Source organism: Spirosoma aerophilum (assembly GCF_054782495.1).
Genome location: NZ_BAAGSJ010000015.1, coordinates 1 through 15,617, shown reverse-complemented (window position 1 = coordinate 15,617; position 15,617 = coordinate 1). Strand labels below are relative to the sequence as shown.

The window sequence follows — 15,617 nt, the reverse complement described above, 5'->3', positions numbered from 1 at the left end:
AATCTTAATATCGTATCTAACTTGTGACATCTTACCCAATTGATAACAATTTATTAATTACCTTCTTAAATGGATCTGCATCATTTAGATTCGAAAAGTCGTAATCACGTAATTCATTTAATTTATGATCAATGAGATTACGATCGGGCTCAGGTATGGCCATTAATTCTAGTATTTCAGTAATTTTAATTGACAAATAAAAATTGCGAGTTGTAGGCATTTCGAATACATCCAATAAAATTTGCTCAGCTGACCAAGCAAATGTATTCTTCTCGATTGACTTTGATGTTATTCGCTTTGTAGTACGGTCAAAATTTAATGATACGATGTTAGATGTCTCTGGCTGTAGATCAGAAACAAGAAAGTGGCTGTGAGAACAAATAATAAACTGTGTGGTTGGAAAGTCTATAAAAGCGGCTTTCATTAAACTCATAAATTGCAGTTGCCAATTGGGGTGTAAACTTATTTCCGGTTCATCAATTAGTACTAATGAATCTGGCTCAATGAATGATAATATATTGATGAACATAAATAATAAGTGATACTCTCCAGAACTAGCGTTCTCGAAAGGAAACAATTTTTTATTTTTTGTTAACTCAAAACGATCAAAAGTAAATATTTCTAAATTTTGTAAATATTGTAATGGAACGGCTTCTTCAATGAATTTAGCATATGTATTTTCATTGTCGAAACGAATAGAAAATGCCAATTCATCATTTTTATCATAATTACTTATTCTAGAATTATTTGAAAATAAATATCTGTCAAGAATATTTATTACTTCTTCGTTATGTAGAGTTTTTTCGTATTTAGTAGAAGCAATTCGATTGCTATTTTTATTAGCTTGCTGAGATAGTCTTTCTATAAGTTTCCATATACTATCTGCTTCATTCTCTAGAGAATTTTTATTAAATAATAAGGAATAATTTCTGGATGGTTTATAAATAAACCTAATCTCAGGTTCTATATCTAGTCGTTTTAAAACATCAACTAATCGAAAAAGTGATTTTTTAGCTCTTACTGCTTCAATTAAATATTCAATAGTTGCTCGTTGTGGATTTCCTATAAATATACTATTTGTGGTAGATTTTAATCCCAAATACTGATAAGGTTTATGGATTTGTTCATAGGGGACTAAGTCAATTTCATCTATTTCTCTACGCGTCGAAGTTCGAATATCTGATAATGGATATTTATCGTTAAAAGTAAAAGATGAGATTAATAATTCTGTTGGAAGAGGTAAATAAGATGTATCATTCTCATAACGAACCCATAAACTGGCACCAACCTTGCTAGAAAGTGATATTCCTGAATTTATTTTATACTCAATAGTATATTCATGTTGTTGACAGAAATAATGAAGTTTAAAGCCATATTTAAACTTTAACTTTTTGCGCTGATAAGTGGTTTTATCACCTTTAAGCCTTTGTTCTGCCAACCAATTAAATATTTGAATTATAGCTAGTAAAACTTGGCTCTTGCCAGTACCATTTGGACCAATAATTAATGTGGTATAGTTCACTGCTTCCTTTTCCTCAATGGGTGTGAATACCACATTTAAATCTCCTAGGTAAGGGTGATCTCTAAACTCTAAACTTAGCAATTTGAACATATATCTCGGTCTAGCCTGAACTTAAGCGAATAATAAGACATTTTATCCCAAATTTGTAAAAGCCTCTATAAAAGTAGTTCTAATTTCAGATCAACGGTCGCATGGCTAAGGCATTTACAAGCGTTCAGAAAAACCATTGCCAAGCGAAAAACTATGAACTTTAAAACTGAACGGGTTTATTGAACGCAAAAAGGGCCGTTTCCAACCCTTCCCTCCTACCTGACCACCGTTCAGAAAAACCTCCAATTACGAATGGAACTAACCAGGATGTAAATAAGGAAACTAAAATTTTATTCCAAAGAGTGTGTTTATAAAATCAGTAGGCTCAAAAGCCGCCTTAGTGAGATCTGAACGCCTCTACTTCGTGTCGACCAATGGTCGCTACTAAGTGTAACTAGATATCCACCGCTTTGGGATGGGTATCTAGTTACACTAAATTTAAAACAACTTCTAAGCATTCGTTAAGTCGGGAGCGCTTCCTGCCGATGTTGCGTCGTTAGCCAATTGATTTGTTTCGCCCGTCGTTGTCCTCATCCTGTTAGAATCGGTCATCTCCGCCAATGTTCCCGGCGCAGGGCCCGCGTCGATGTCCGGTGTGTTCGGGGCGGTAGCATTTTCCAGCGTATTCGACGCAGAACTGGTCCCCGGTTGGGGTGTCACATTGACGCTAGGTTGGTCTTTCGTATCCAATTCGATGATAATCCGCATGAGTTTTATGGATTTAGTTAATTCAAAACGCAGTATCGACCTTCAAACGTTACCTGCGTGGCAGTCAGGTTTTTAACCGTAATCCAGTACGTGCAGTGCGTAGCGCTGGCCCGCTCAACGTGAACGTCCCAATCAATTTGAGGGGCACCCACCTGAGGTGATGTGGGCATCATATACCACGTAACGTGCCAGCCAACCGGCCAGTTAAAGGTAAACCAACGCTTCGTTTGATTGGCAGTTAATGTGCCGGTAAAATGTGTTCCTACTCGCATGTGTGTGAAGAGTTAAGAGTATAATTAATAAAAACTCAGAATGGCATATCGGCCTTCAAAACTGACGGTGGAGCCGGTGAGGTTGGTCACGCTGATCCAGTACGTTACATATTCAGCCGATGCCCGTTCCACCTGCACCTTCCAGCTCAACTGTGGTGCGCCGGGCAGTGGCGAAGTAGGCATCACCGTCCAGATGACATGCCAAGTAGCGGGCCAGTTGAAGGTAAACCAACGCTTCGTTTGGTTAGGGTTTAGGCTGCCAGTAAATTGCACTCCACAGATGGGAGCCGTCAGCCAGCCGTCAACCGGGATCTCCCACACGCCCCGGTTGCGCATACCAACTCGCAATACCCGTGCGTGGGTATGGTAGAGTAGATCCACCGCTAGTGCATTGGGCAGTCCATTGGCGAATTCTGTCCACGTGGCCCCTGCATTAAATGACTGATAAACACCCACATCGGCGGCAACCCAAACTCGGTTTGCGTTGCCGGGATGCACTTCGACGGCCGTAATGGGCAGATTCGGTAAACCCACCGTGCAATTGACCCATGTGCTGCCACCATCATCGGACCGAAACACGCGGTCGCCCCCCAGCCGGGTCGACGTCGCCCAGATGCGGTTCAGGTTAGCGGGATTGATGTGCAGGTCGCTGATAGAAGCCCCGGCGCGTGGAGAGATCAGTTCGGTGGCGGCACTCCAAGCAGTTCCCGACCAGGTGAGCCGGAAAATACGTCCGTTAGTCGTCCCTACGTAGATATTGTCCGGCGTGGGGAGGTACAGGGCGCTGGCCACCGGGCGGCCCGGAAGCGCTATTTCGTTTGTCCACCCAGTGCTTAGGTTATTGCGGGAGATAAAAACGCTTTCGCCAGCCTGCGCAATGGTGTTTCCGCGTCCTTCCATGGGTGGATAGAACAACTGCCCATAAACAGCGGGGTCACGGTTGGCATTAGGTCGCCAGGTCCAGGTGTTGCCCTTGTCGGTGGATACCTCAGCGCCCATGCGAAAAAATGAATGGTAAACAATGTTTGGGTTGTTGTTATTAACCGCACAATCCCCGCCATCGCCATCGGCGATATGTTCCCAGACCGAATTGCCCGTGTACCGGATGGACCCGTTATCCTGCGTTCCCGCCAGTATCCACCTCGACGAACCGAGATCCTGGGCCATATACTCAATTTCAGTCGTTCCGAGTCCGTTGTTGAGCGCCGTCCAGCTCGTACCCCGATTGGGCGAAACAAAGAGCCCGCCATCATTGCCGATATACACGATGTTGGCGTTGGTAGGATCGAAAGCAATGGCGTGCTGATCGGGGTGGATGTCGTCGCCTGTTTTGTTGGAAATAGTCACCCAGGTCCACGTACCGCCCGACAGGTTGCCCCGGTAAGCTTCGATAGCACCTAAATAAATTTCTGCGTCTGTATCAGGGGCAATATCCAGAAACCAGTCATACCACGCCTGCCCGGTCGATAGCCCCGCCGGGCCAGTGGTGATTCGCGTCCAGGCTCCTCCGGCGGTTGACCGCCGATACAGAAACATCGTATCACCTGATGCGCCGAAGGCGTAGGCCACCGCTGGATTTGTGCGTGAAATAGCCACCGCCAGCCGATTGAACGAAGCGGGCGCGCTGGGTAACGTAACACTCGCCCAAGTTTGGCCTCCGTTGGTCGAGCGAAAAATGCCGGCCTCACAAGCGGCCAGCACCTCTGCTGAGGCTCCACCAGCGGGATGCATAGCTAAGTCCCAGCAGCGCCCCCCCCGGCGCAACGTCCAGACAGCGCCCCCATCAGCTGATTCGTAAATGCCACCGGTTGTGGCTGCCAGCAAATGATTGCCATTCGCCGGATCGACAATCAAATCGTAAAATCCCTGCCCAATGAAGGGTGCTGTTGCGTGCATCGTCCAGGTGCTTCCGCCGTTGGTGGAACGTAGCAAACCGGCTCCCAGACCCGCGTAAAAATTACCCTCGCCCGTGCCGCAGTAAACCGTAGCAGGAGTTGACGGATCAAACGCCAACGCACCCACGGTCATTGTAGCCGCATAATCGGTGCGGGGGCTCCAGGACGTACCCCGGTTGAAGCTTTCCCAAACGCCCCCGCTCGCAGCTCCACACAGAATATGGTTTGCATTGGACGGATCAACGGCAATGGCTGAAACACGACCTGAAACGTTTACCCGGCTTTCGCCATACGTTTGGCCGTTGGTCATCATGCTTGGTCCCAGAAAACGCCATTGTGGCCCAACACCCGTTGGTGGAGAAAGGGGCTGGACCATTCCGGCCAGTTCAGGATCGCGCAGGCTCTCTACAACCCTTGCTTCCGCTGGCTGGCCAAGGTCGGGTTGCAGGGCTACAGCAGCATCGACCAGCGCCTGGGCGTAATTAAACACTACGTCCGGGATTTCGGCTGCTTCAGCTACGGCTTCAGTAGAACGGCTTCGGTTTCGCTTCGGTTTTGCTTCAGCTACGGCTTCGACCACTTCGGTAATTGGTAAACCGCGTTCTTCGGCGAAGAGCAAGAGCCGTTCCAAAACTTTACCACCGGGGGGTTTCACCAGCGTTGCCGCCGTCCGAACGGCAGTGGCGGGCTGCTCTGTCTGATCTACTAATTCATCGTGTGGTCCCTTCATCTCGTTTTTTAGTTTTTGTTGGTTTTCTGGTTTTCTTCTCGGGTGGTTCAGGTTTTTCTTCTGGATAATTGTCCGAAATGCCACGGGCTTCATTAAATTCTCTCAGACGTTCGGCAGCTTTGTTGTCCGGTTCGTCGGCTCTGCGTTTTGTCATGTCTTCATTTGTTAAAGGTTTATGGTAAGGAGCTTCCGTTTCATCGTTGTCGTAAGCGTCTTTCTGACTGGTTCGAATAATTCGATACGGCTTTCCCTTCGGCGAAAGAAACGACTCTTCGGTAACGACAGTCGACGGATCGGGCAGACCGAGCCGTGGTTTACGTTTCGGGCTTCCGGTGGGTGCTTTGGACGTACCGGCGGGTTCGGGTCTGTCTTTCGGCTTCTTTTTCATAAGACACCGGGCCATTGGCCAGTCAGGGTTCGAAGACGATGTTCGTTATGGGATGAATTTCCCAGACTGTTGGAATGAACGGTCTCAGATCCTGTGGACCTGGCTGGCTGCCGGTGGCGTGGCTCATGTCAAAAAATAAGGACCCTTCAACCACTACCGGAAAAGGTGGTGAATAGAACGAGTACGACGTACCGGGTAATTTGTTCTTAAAGAACGTTTTGAAGGCATCCCGACCCGTGTTGATTGGCTTGAAAAAACGGCTATCTGCCGGTGGTAATCCGGAAATCTCGACGTTCATACACTGGAAAGGCTGCGCGTCTTGAGCCCGGCCGATAATCAGGTGATAATCATTATCATTCTCCCGGCTGGCTGCGTACAGAAAGGCATTGACCCTGACGTTCCGTTTTTCTTTTTCTACCCGGTTAGACTTTGCCCCTTCAGTAATTTTAGGTTTGTGGTTCTTCATGGTCTGTTTGCTGGGCAGCGTCTCGATCAGGGCTTTGAGATCGGTGAACACTTCCACAGGGGCGTCGGCAACGGACGTTTTGGCGGCTTTTCGGGCTGTGCCTTTAAACTGATCCCCCTGGCTGGCCATCGCTTCGAGACTGGGCGCTATCAGTTCGGCTTCCGCCACGGGCTTATCGTAGGGATCCATCTGGTTTGTAACCAGAATTCGGTAGACTTTTTGGGGTTGTTCAGCCGCAGCCTCGTTCAGCGGGCCGAGTAGCTCCTGTGGCGGCATAAAACTTTCTTCCGTCAACACCGTATCTGCCTCGGGTAGTCCCGGCCGAGGGGGCGTGTTTTCGCTACGTTCTGACATGATACGTTCCGTTAAGGATTATCTGAACGACGCGAAGCAGACGTAGTAACTTGTTTCCGGACAAACTGAATCAGGGCGTCGAACACGAACCAGGTGACCAGAAAACAGATGCCTTCGAGCAGAAAGCTGTGGAATTTGTAGAACGATTCTGCTACCAGCAGGGCGCATAACAGAGCTGGCAATTGTTCCAGCAAAAGGCTCTTGAGCGATAATGAACGAATCAGTGTGTACATGTTTGATTAAGAGTTAAGGTAACAATACATAAATAAGTAAGAACGGAGCAACGTTGCATCATTCAACAAGGCAATAAAACCAACCGTCAGCGCGTCAAAATTTCCCGCGTACTGACACAATGAGATTCCGGCCTGGCGACACTATCCCTGATCGGTGAAATTTTCCAGGCCGACGTTAACGGCGAAATAGTCTGTAAGCTGGTACTGGGCTTTCGCGTTGAGTGTATACCAGCCTGGCGAATAGGGTTTTCCTTCTGAATCGACGGCATACATATACGGCTTACCCTGTTCTTCCTGGACCAGTTGACGGTTCGTCACTTCACCGTTGTATATATCGTATAATTCCACTTGCAACCCTTTGGTCGAGTAACCAAATCGGGTAATGCCAAACCAGGGAGCCGCGTGCCGAAGGGGGCTGGTTCTGCCATCATCAAATTCTTCATCTCCTTTTTGGTACGTAAGCTGCGACGGCAGCCGAAAACCGGCGGGTAGATTGATTTCAAGCCCAGCCTGTAGGCCATAAACGGTAGCTTTGGCCGCATTCTGAACGGCCTGGACCTGACTCAATTCACCGTTATAGATAATACTGGCCCGACCGTTCATGGTAAAACTTCGTCGGACTAAAGCATTGTCCAGCAGGTTATAATAGGCCTTCAGATCGACTTTCAGCGTATTGTTAACGAGTTTGGCAAGGCTAACTTCAGCGTTGTAAACATACTCGGCTTTCAACGCCGGATTTAGGATAACAACCGAACCGGGCGTCGATTCAAACACTTTACCGGCATCATCCACGTTGGGCGAACGGAAGCCGGTCGACAAGTTAGCGCTCAGATTCCAGGAATCCGACGGATTATAAACCAGTCCCAGACTACCAGTGAAGGAACCATTGTTGAGCCTTGCCGACGTAAAGAGAAACGGGTAAAATTTTATGTCAAACTGCGAATTGAGTACGTACTGGTTGTATCGGGTACCACCCTGAAGGGTTACCTTATCCGTCGTTTTCAACTGATACGTCAGATAAGCTGCGTGGGAGGCCCAGGTCGATTTGGGATACCGGGGAGCGCCGAGCAACGTAGCGTTTGTGACTAGATCTTCGTTAAAGGCCGTAGAAACCACATCGTTGCCTACCGCTTCGAGTCCATAAGAGAACTTTTGTTTTGAATTGGTCTGCCTACTGAAATCAATGTTGATCGAGAAGGCATTTACCTTTTCCAGGGTCGTTCGTCGTATCGGATCGTTGAGATCGCGGTCGATCCGGCTTTCCTTAAAAAACTGGTGAGCCAGCCGAATCGTCATCTGCTCATAAATCACGCCCGATGCCGAATGCGTTGTGGTCAGGTTGTTCATCATCCAATTCTGCGGCCCGTAGTTCCATTCTGCACTGCGGGGCAGACCCCGGCGGTAACGTAGCAGCCGGTCGTACCGTGAATAAACGGACGTAGCCGAATAATGAAAGCCATAGCTCAGATCCCAGTGCTTGGCCGATTTGAACCGAACTTTCTGGGTCAGGTTAAGCTGCGAATAGACAGTTGAACGCTGCACCAATGGGTTTAGATTAGGAATGACCTTATCCTCGCCGTTGACCCGCAGAACGTATTCCGGGCGTAGGCATTCGTATGGCCCATGCCGACCCATTTGCATATCCCCGAAGTTATGAAGGGAGACACTGGTGGCTAGTGCCCATTTTTCCCAGCCCACGCTAACGGCCGCGTGTCCGGTTAACTCGCTGTTAGCCGATGCGTACCGGACCACCGCCGAGCCCGATACCCTTGGTTTGGATTCTTGGGCAAACTGGGGCGTCAGCGTATAAAAGCTCATGACTCCACCCTGCTGACTTTTCTGAATGAACACCTCCCCCGACTGACCCCGCAAATCGGCAGCGGTCGGCGGATTCTGAAAAACGGCTTCTTTCTCACTGATGGTTGTAATGCGCGCCGGAACGTCCCGACCCGGCTGCCGCCAGCGATTTGCAGTTACGACAACCTGATCCAATGAAATATACGCTTGTTTGACGTAGAATGACTTACCTGATTTCGCCAGTTGGTCATAACTAACCGTTTGGGGCGGGTAGTTAATCCGCCTGATATCAATCCGACTGGCGCGTTGAAAGGAGCCTATATCGATGCTCCCATTCGCATTTGTTAAGGCTGAAACGTTGTGAGTTTCACTCGACAGAATAACTAAAGTTAGCGGCTGATAATCATCCTGATCTTTTATAGTTATTAACTGGGCGTAGCTATCCATATTTGATCCAAGCAGTATGATTTTCTTCATAATTTAATATCAAATCGACAGCTGTAACGCCAGTGGTATTTATAATTAAAGTCTAATAATTTATTGACGAAGCACTAAACAACTCCATTATGTGAAAGTAACCTAACAAATATTTTACACACTAAACTTTTGATTGAACGGCTATTACGATAGAGAAACATTAATTATTCTTTTAATTTAAAGGCTAAGGCTCGTTCAGCATAATAGATTTCAACCGCACGGCGGACCGTGACTTCACATATGAAAGTCTAGTTTTCTTTTTACTGTCAACTTATTTTCAAGATCGGATAACGGTCAACAAAAATTAGGACGGGTTAATCTACTGGCGTTCATTTAAACGTCCCTTAAATAATCGTATATACCTTAGCTTCCCATGGGAAAATGGGTTCACGACCGATCCAATCTTCTGGAACAATTCGGTTTTGAGTGATTTCAACCCAATGTTTGCCTGGTGGAGTAGACGGCCAGTTGTAAATCTGGTATTCCGAATTAGGATCCATTGGGTTTGCTGTAAAAAAGTCCGAAAAGTTGGCAATGACGATGACCATATTATTTGTGCCTCGCTGTCCTCGCAGCCAAACCAGCACTCGCTTATTGTCATTAAAGTCAACATGAATGAATTCGGTATCATTTATAGATAAAGCATCGCTGGCTATACGAAATTTAATAAGTCTGGACACGTAGTTTTTGATACGTAGCCTCCAATCATCCGCTAACCTGGAATAATTTACTGGATCATTCTGTTTACCCCCGTCGTTCGTTACGTTTCCTGCTTGATCGAAGCGATCATGCTGATCGGCAAATTCGTCGCCGGCTAAGATCATCGGAATGCCAACTGATGTTAATAGACAGGCGAATCCTAATTTAATACGACGTTCACCGTCAATTACACCATTATTCATCAGGTAATTGAAGAGTCGCTCATTTTCAACACCCTGAACATCGTGAGACGTTAAATAAATAATGGCTTGAGCTCCATCTGAATAGCCAAATAAACGACAGTCAATTGCTTTTCGAACCGTCCATTCAAAGCTAGATTCGTTTTGGGCCGGTTTGCCTACTAATGCATGCCGAATGTACCGCTTGAAGTTTTCATGCCAAAGACCATCTAATCGATTTTGAGTTAATAAGGATAGAGGTTCTGAAAGTTCTTCACCAACAATGATAAACCGCTCATCTGCTTTGGCTAATTCTAATGCGCTAAACTTTTCACGCCAAAGAGATCTAGCCAAGTCTTTGTATTCTTGAACAAAGTCCCAATTGGTGACATTTTCGATACTATCCATTCGGATCCCATCAATTTGAAAGTCGTTCATCCACCTGATGAGGTTCGTTTTCATCAATTGGCGGGCTGGGGATAACATTTTAGTTAATCCGTCAAGTGGGTCGTAGGCAGTGATTAATTTAGCATAACGAAAAAGGTCACTACCAAACCCATCCCGCAAATCAGTGGATGATCTTGATGTATGTGCATCTGGATCACCAATCATTATACTTTGTTTGGCATCCAAGATGAAAAAATCGTCAGCATTCCCAGCTAAATAGGCATTCTTTTGAGAAAAAGCCATCACAACATCAGTTATAACACGAATTCCATGGGCGTGGCACGTCAGAACAAGAGCCGCTAGATCCCGGTTTGGAGCCGGATTGATATAGCCTTCTGGATTTCCAAGATCAAAGTCAGGAGCCAAAAAGTTAGTAGTCCCATACCCCCATTCACGGTTATAGATGCTATCAGCAGGAGGAAGTAATTCCAAGGCGTTGATACCCAGATCCGGTAAATATGAACCCTGAGTGACATCTAGATCGGCAAAATTGCCTCCCTCTACCTTTGAGTCAATCAAAGCGGTAACATCTTTAAATGTACCAACTCCTGAATCCTTTAAGCCCCCCAGCCCAATTCGAGACCAAGCTGTGGGCATCTCATAGATGACCAAACGATTATTTGGTGGTAGTGTGAGTGCCGACGTATTTTTAGTCAGGAATCCTGTCTCCCCACCTGGATCACAAGGCACAAGTTTTCCTTGTGTGAACTTGACTACCGAAGCTGGGTATCGATCATTTTCAGTATAAACCTTGTCAGGTAATGCTGGACCAACTAAACGCCAATCGACGCTATAGGCTAAAGGATCCGTGATATAAATGCGCGTATTGTTTGGTCTACCGGGTTTAGAATCAGTTACCTCAAACCAATAATGATAAACATGGTCGTCCACGAGGTGGCAGTCCACGGCTAATATTTCCCACAAATCAGAAATTCCAGCTGGGTTAGTCAACTCAAAGCGCTGCTCATTATCAAAGCCAACTGGAGAGCCTGGATGGAGTTGTCCAATAACCAAACAAGGAGCGGGCTTAAAATTGGCTACATGCCAAAGGACAAATCGATCCTCTTTCCGAGTCAAAAGGCTGGCGTTCATGATTCAATCAGGAAGTTACCTCGATCGTCTTGATTCAAGGGTTGCTGACAAAGAAAGATCCTCGCAACTCATCGCGCAATGGGAGAAATACCCTTTTATTTACAAGTTTTTAGAGGTTATAACAAATATTCATAGTCGTCGGAGATACAGTGTTGTAATTCCCTGTCGAAGATGAATTGAATAGTTTTTTAACTCCCGGTCGATCAACTTGTGATCATGGGGCACCGACTCGTTAATGTATTCGGGATCAATGAAAATAATATTGAGCCGTTCGTGCACCTCATGTTTGACCCGCTCGGTATGTTTGAGCAGGTGTTCACTGGAGGTGGTGGTTTTCAGGCTAGCCAGATCATCAAAATAGCGATAGGTACAATACCAGTAATAGTATTTGTGGTGGTAGTTGGAGAAGCAGGCCTGGTAAGCCTCGGGATGTTCCCGTACCGTCCGCAGGAGTTCATCGGTCTGGCGCAGTTCCTTCAGTTGGCTGGGGCTGAGTTGCTCCATCAGGGATCGGTTTAGCAAGTCATCGCGGTAATTCTTGATGTGCTGTACCACATCGCCCTGGGTAACCGATCGTTCAATGGAGTACTTGTGCTTGTAAAAGAAGGAAAGGGAAATGGCCGGTTTGTCATAATTGACCAATTTTAAGTTTTTCAGGGGTTTACCGGGGCGGTGGTAAGCTTGGTATTGTTTCATAAATTGCATGGGGATGAAGTAGTATTCCAGGTGGGGATCGGCAGGTGGTGGATTGGAGATCTGGTTGATACCGGGCGACAGGGTAACGGCCTGGGTTTTGAGGACGGTGCGCAGGGCGGCCAGGGGGGCTTCGTCCTCTCGTTTAGTAGGTTTTCTAGCCATAATTTGTCGAAGGATTTATTTACTATAAAAGTAAATAAGTAATATATACTTATCAATAACTTACCCGATTTATTTTATTCTTGGTTTTTTTGCCCTTTACCCTTTCCACAGAAGCTTAACAATTCACTATTTATAAGAATTTATATTCTTTTTTTTCTTACGAATAGAAAAGATAGATTATAAGAAGCAGATAACCACGTGACATCTAGCATTTTGCTTCCCTTGTTTCTTACAAATCCGCTACTTCACCTTACATATCCGCTACACTGGCTTACAAATCCACTGCTTTACCTTACATATCCACTGCTAACACCCTTACAAATCCGCTCCATTATCCTTACAAATCCGCTCTGTTTTAGCTGTTTATCCTTACAAATCCACTACTAATCTTACAAATCCACTACCTCTTTAAACAGGACGGTAGTTTAGACCCAACATTCGCCTCTCTTTGCCTTATAATCAATAATTTACGTATCAAATAACCATAACCTTCAGTCTATACCCTTACAAATTTGCTCTGTTTGAGAAACGTTTGTCGTTCATGAATTTTGTGTAATAAAATTCCTTGTATCCCCCGTCACTTAGACTATTTATACATGGTTAATATTTGATTTTTATTTTGTTTGATACTATTGAAATGAATTTCAAATTAATTTGTGACAAAACTAAAGGTATTATGAAAGTGATCCTTACAAATCCGCTACAGTGAATATAGCTCAACCCTTACAAATCCGCTACTATTTTTAGCTAGCTTTATACGATAAAATTGGTTTTAGGCGTCAAATAGCTAATTCTTACAATATTATTCTAATTATAATTAGCGCTTCAGTGATGTTGCTTGACAGGTGAGGAATAGGTATAATTAAATGTGGCCCTATAAAATAATATTGCAATGGTAAAATGATTTACATTACTCTCAGGGACATTTATCTAAACTTATATCCTTACATTACCAGTGTAGTTGTAATGTTATACTCAATTAGTATATTTGCTTAATAACCAGTAGGAAAGAGCTTCTTTTTTAATGCAGAGGAAAGCTTTCAAGCTTGTAAAGAATGGATAAGCCAACTCAATCCTCCAATCTTCCCGCCCGCTCTTCCAGAAATGCGGCTCGGAAAGGACGGTATCAACAAGTTACCCAAGAGAATAATCAGTTAGCCATTGATTTTTATAGCGAGACTGTCAAAAAGTCGAACACCAAAAGTCAATCGTTCGAGTTGCATTCTGCTCAGACCAATGAGCTGATTGTCAAATCAATTGTACGAGAACCCATGCGTTTGTTGCATGCGCTTATGCATCTAACTGTACTGGAACGTCGACTTTACTGGTTGGTATTGAATCAGATTCGAAATATTCAATATCGAAACCCTGACCAAGTTAAACCCTATGGTGCGTTGACCTTTTATTTTCACTCGTCAGACATTATCGCTAATGACGTCAAATGGAGCGTGACCTATATTAAGGATATGATAAAATTGTTAGGTAAGCGCGCCGTTGATTGGGAGACCGAGGAAGGCGTTTATACGCATTTAACCGTATTCCCTACCGCTCAGTATATACGAGGGAAAGGCGTCATCATGCTGCAACTCCATCCACTGCTAATTCCAGGGTTCTTAGAATTAGGCAACAATTTTGCGCAGTTTGAACTATATGCAGCCTTGAAGTTAACCAGTGAATACGCACAGTTATTGTATTCGTATCTATCCCGGCATGCTTGGCGGGGCAAGTGGGTGATTGAATTGATGGCATTCAAAGAAATTATGGGTGCTACCAGTAAGTCTTACGAAGAATTCTCCAACATCCGCATTCGAATTTTAGAACCTGCAATGGAGCAGATCAGCAAATTCACAGATTTGGATGTATCGTACGTCACATTAGGAGTTGGTCGAAAAGTCAGTTCGTTAGAGTTTACAATTGCTTTTAAAGAGGTTAATTCTTCTGAAGCTAGTCAGGAAATAAAGGAGATTTCTAAGCACAAGTTGAAGGAAGCCTTGGAGATGATTGCTAATTACACACTCGAAGAGAAGCAAATTTTTGCGCATGCCAGTCTACGGGATTATTATAACCAGTTTTCGGCCGATGAAAAGCACCAAATCTTAAATACGCCAGAATACTTAAACCGATTTTGTATTGCCGAATGCTATATTAGCTCGGGCCAAGTGGCTCGTGATAAGCATGATGCCTATATGCGTAAGAGTGTATTTTATCCAGTAAGTGCAGCTCAGTTACCGGCTTCAAGCGGTACTAAAAAAGGAAAGAATTGATTGATTTCACTAGCCTACAAGAATATCATATTAGCTATAACGCGGGTTAAATTGTGGGTAGTAGCTTAACTGTCTTGAACCGGTCACCCTTGCAGATGGTATGATAAGGCGACTACCTGTAAGTATTGCAGCCAAACACAGCAAGTCAAACCGCTTCGGTGAACCGAGTACCACGCTAGTACTCAAAGCTAATAATGCTACGACTGCGGTCGAACCACTTTGTTTCCCATCTTTATCACTACCATCCAATACCCCTTTTGGTCATTGAACAAATCACCCCCTACGGCGAACCGTTCAAATGGTCTATTTGGCTGTATAGTGTAAGGTGATGTATATTCTACAGCGTTAAACTAGTTAGTAACTATAAAAGCCTTTTCGCTAAATTTTATGAAAAGAAAGAAAGATTCTGATGTTATAAAATGGAAATCAAATTTCGCAATGAGATTTGAGCAAATTCGTGAAGCATCTGGTCTAAGTCAAGTTGAGATGGCAGAAACAATTGGAATGAGCCAAAATTTAGTATATCGGTCTGAAAAAGATTGTGACATTTCCTTAAATTCATTTTTACTGCTTTTTATCCATTATACGAAGAACTATAAGATGAACCCAGAATGGTTCTTCGCAGAAGACAATACGGCATATACAACTTATGAGATGGAATCTAAAAAAGCGAAACGAGTTTCAAGTATTGCCGATCGTAAACTGAATCGTATTTTCCTAGACATGCTTGCTACTTTACAACAGGAAGGGCTGATCCCCAAACTTGAAACTAAAGATCAATAATAGAATGGTTAAGTAAACAATCGTTTCTTTATGAGAAACGATTGTTGTAACTATATCTAAAGTTGTCGTTGTGTGATAATGTACTATGGTTTCTTACGAGTAATTGACCTAGCGTTTCTACTGAGCTGGGTAGTTACTTCTGCGGAAAGGTAGATAATTAGTCATTTGGGAGAAAAGTTAGTATCACAAACTCAGCTAAAATGTGAGATTTTGAGTTTGATTTATGAGATGACAATTTGAGATTGAAGCTTAATCGGAATGACTCTGTCAGGCCAACTACTATAACCATCTCTTTAAACGGGCGTGGCTGTTGCACAACTCCGCTTTCTACATCGATTTTTCAGCGTCTGAATTGGCGATTAA

At 44.7% G+C, this 15,617-nt stretch carries 12 protein-coding genes; 2 read left to right on the top strand and 10 right to left on the bottom strand.

The window, feature by feature from the left end; translation table 11 throughout:
* Positions 1 to 31 precede the first annotated feature (31 nt).
* The 10 genes from ACYVK4_RS21610 to ACYVK4_RS21565 form a co-directional block, all read right to left on the bottom strand.
* Positions 32 to 1,612 carry an AAA family ATPase gene (locus ACYVK4_RS21610; RefSeq protein WP_461129643.1) on the bottom strand — a complete coding sequence of 527 codons (1,581 nt, stop codon included), beginning with the start codon at positions 1,610 to 1,612 and terminating at the stop codon, positions 32 to 34.
* 450 nt (positions 1,613 to 2,062) lie between these two features.
* Positions 2,063 to 2,320: a hypothetical protein gene (locus tag ACYVK4_RS21605; protein ID WP_461129642.1), complete on the bottom strand. Its 258-nt coding sequence runs from the start codon at positions 2,318 to 2,320 to the stop codon at positions 2,063 to 2,065.
* Between the two features lie 17 nt (positions 2,321 to 2,337).
* Complete coding sequence (locus tag ACYVK4_RS21600; RefSeq protein WP_461129641.1) at positions 2,338 to 2,592, bottom strand: hypothetical protein; 255 nt, start codon at positions 2,590 to 2,592, stop codon at positions 2,338 to 2,340.
* 24 nt (positions 2,593 to 2,616) lie between these two features.
* On the bottom strand, positions 2,617 to 5,217 hold the full coding sequence (locus ACYVK4_RS21595) for a WD40/YVTN/BNR-like repeat-containing protein (RefSeq protein ID WP_461129640.1): 2,601 nt from the start codon (positions 5,215 to 5,217) through the stop codon (positions 2,617 to 2,619).
* Entirely contained in the window at positions 5,198 to 5,605 is a 408-nt protein-coding gene (locus ACYVK4_RS21590; protein WP_461129639.1) for a hypothetical protein, read from the bottom strand. Before ACYVK4_RS21590 ends, ACYVK4_RS21595 begins: the two co-directional genes overlap by 20 nt.
* Positions 5,606 to 5,627: 22 nt before the next feature.
* Positions 5,628 to 6,425 carry a hypothetical protein gene (locus tag ACYVK4_RS21585; protein ID WP_461129638.1) on the bottom strand — a complete coding sequence of 266 codons (798 nt, stop codon included), beginning with the start codon at positions 6,423 to 6,425 and terminating at the stop codon, positions 5,628 to 5,630.
* 11 nt (positions 6,426 to 6,436) lie between these two features.
* Complete coding sequence (locus tag ACYVK4_RS21580; protein ID WP_461129637.1) at positions 6,437 to 6,658, bottom strand: hypothetical protein; 222 nt, start codon at positions 6,656 to 6,658, stop codon at positions 6,437 to 6,439.
* Positions 6,659 to 6,799: 141 nt separating this feature from the next.
* Positions 6,800 to 8,932: a TonB-dependent receptor plug domain-containing protein gene (locus ACYVK4_RS21575; protein ID WP_461129636.1), complete on the bottom strand. Its 2,133-nt coding sequence runs from the start codon at positions 8,930 to 8,932 to the stop codon at positions 6,800 to 6,802.
* 344 nt (positions 8,933 to 9,276) lie between these two features.
* Complete coding sequence (locus ACYVK4_RS21570; protein WP_461129635.1) at positions 9,277 to 11,349, bottom strand: alpha-amylase family glycosyl hydrolase; 2,073 nt, start codon at positions 11,347 to 11,349, stop codon at positions 9,277 to 9,279.
* A 129-nt stretch (positions 11,350 to 11,478) separates the two neighbouring features.
* Positions 11,479 to 12,207, bottom strand: coding sequence for a hypothetical protein (locus ACYVK4_RS21565; protein ID WP_461129634.1), 729 nt, complete (start codon positions 12,205 to 12,207; stop codon positions 11,479 to 11,481).
* A 1,055-nt stretch (positions 12,208 to 13,262) separates the two neighbouring features.
* On the opposite strand from ACYVK4_RS21565, the gene ACYVK4_RS21560 reads away from it, so the two are divergent.
* Positions 13,263 to 14,471 (top strand): replication initiation protein, encoded by a 1,209-nt coding sequence (locus ACYVK4_RS21560; RefSeq protein ID WP_461129633.1) that lies wholly within the window; start codon positions 13,263 to 13,265, stop codon positions 14,469 to 14,471.
* 387 nt (positions 14,472 to 14,858) lie between these two features.
* Positions 14,859 to 15,254: a hypothetical protein gene (locus tag ACYVK4_RS21555; RefSeq protein WP_461129632.1), complete on the top strand. Its 396-nt coding sequence runs from the start codon at positions 14,859 to 14,861 to the stop codon at positions 15,252 to 15,254.
* The last annotated feature ends 363 nt before the right edge of the window (positions 15,255 to 15,617 follow it).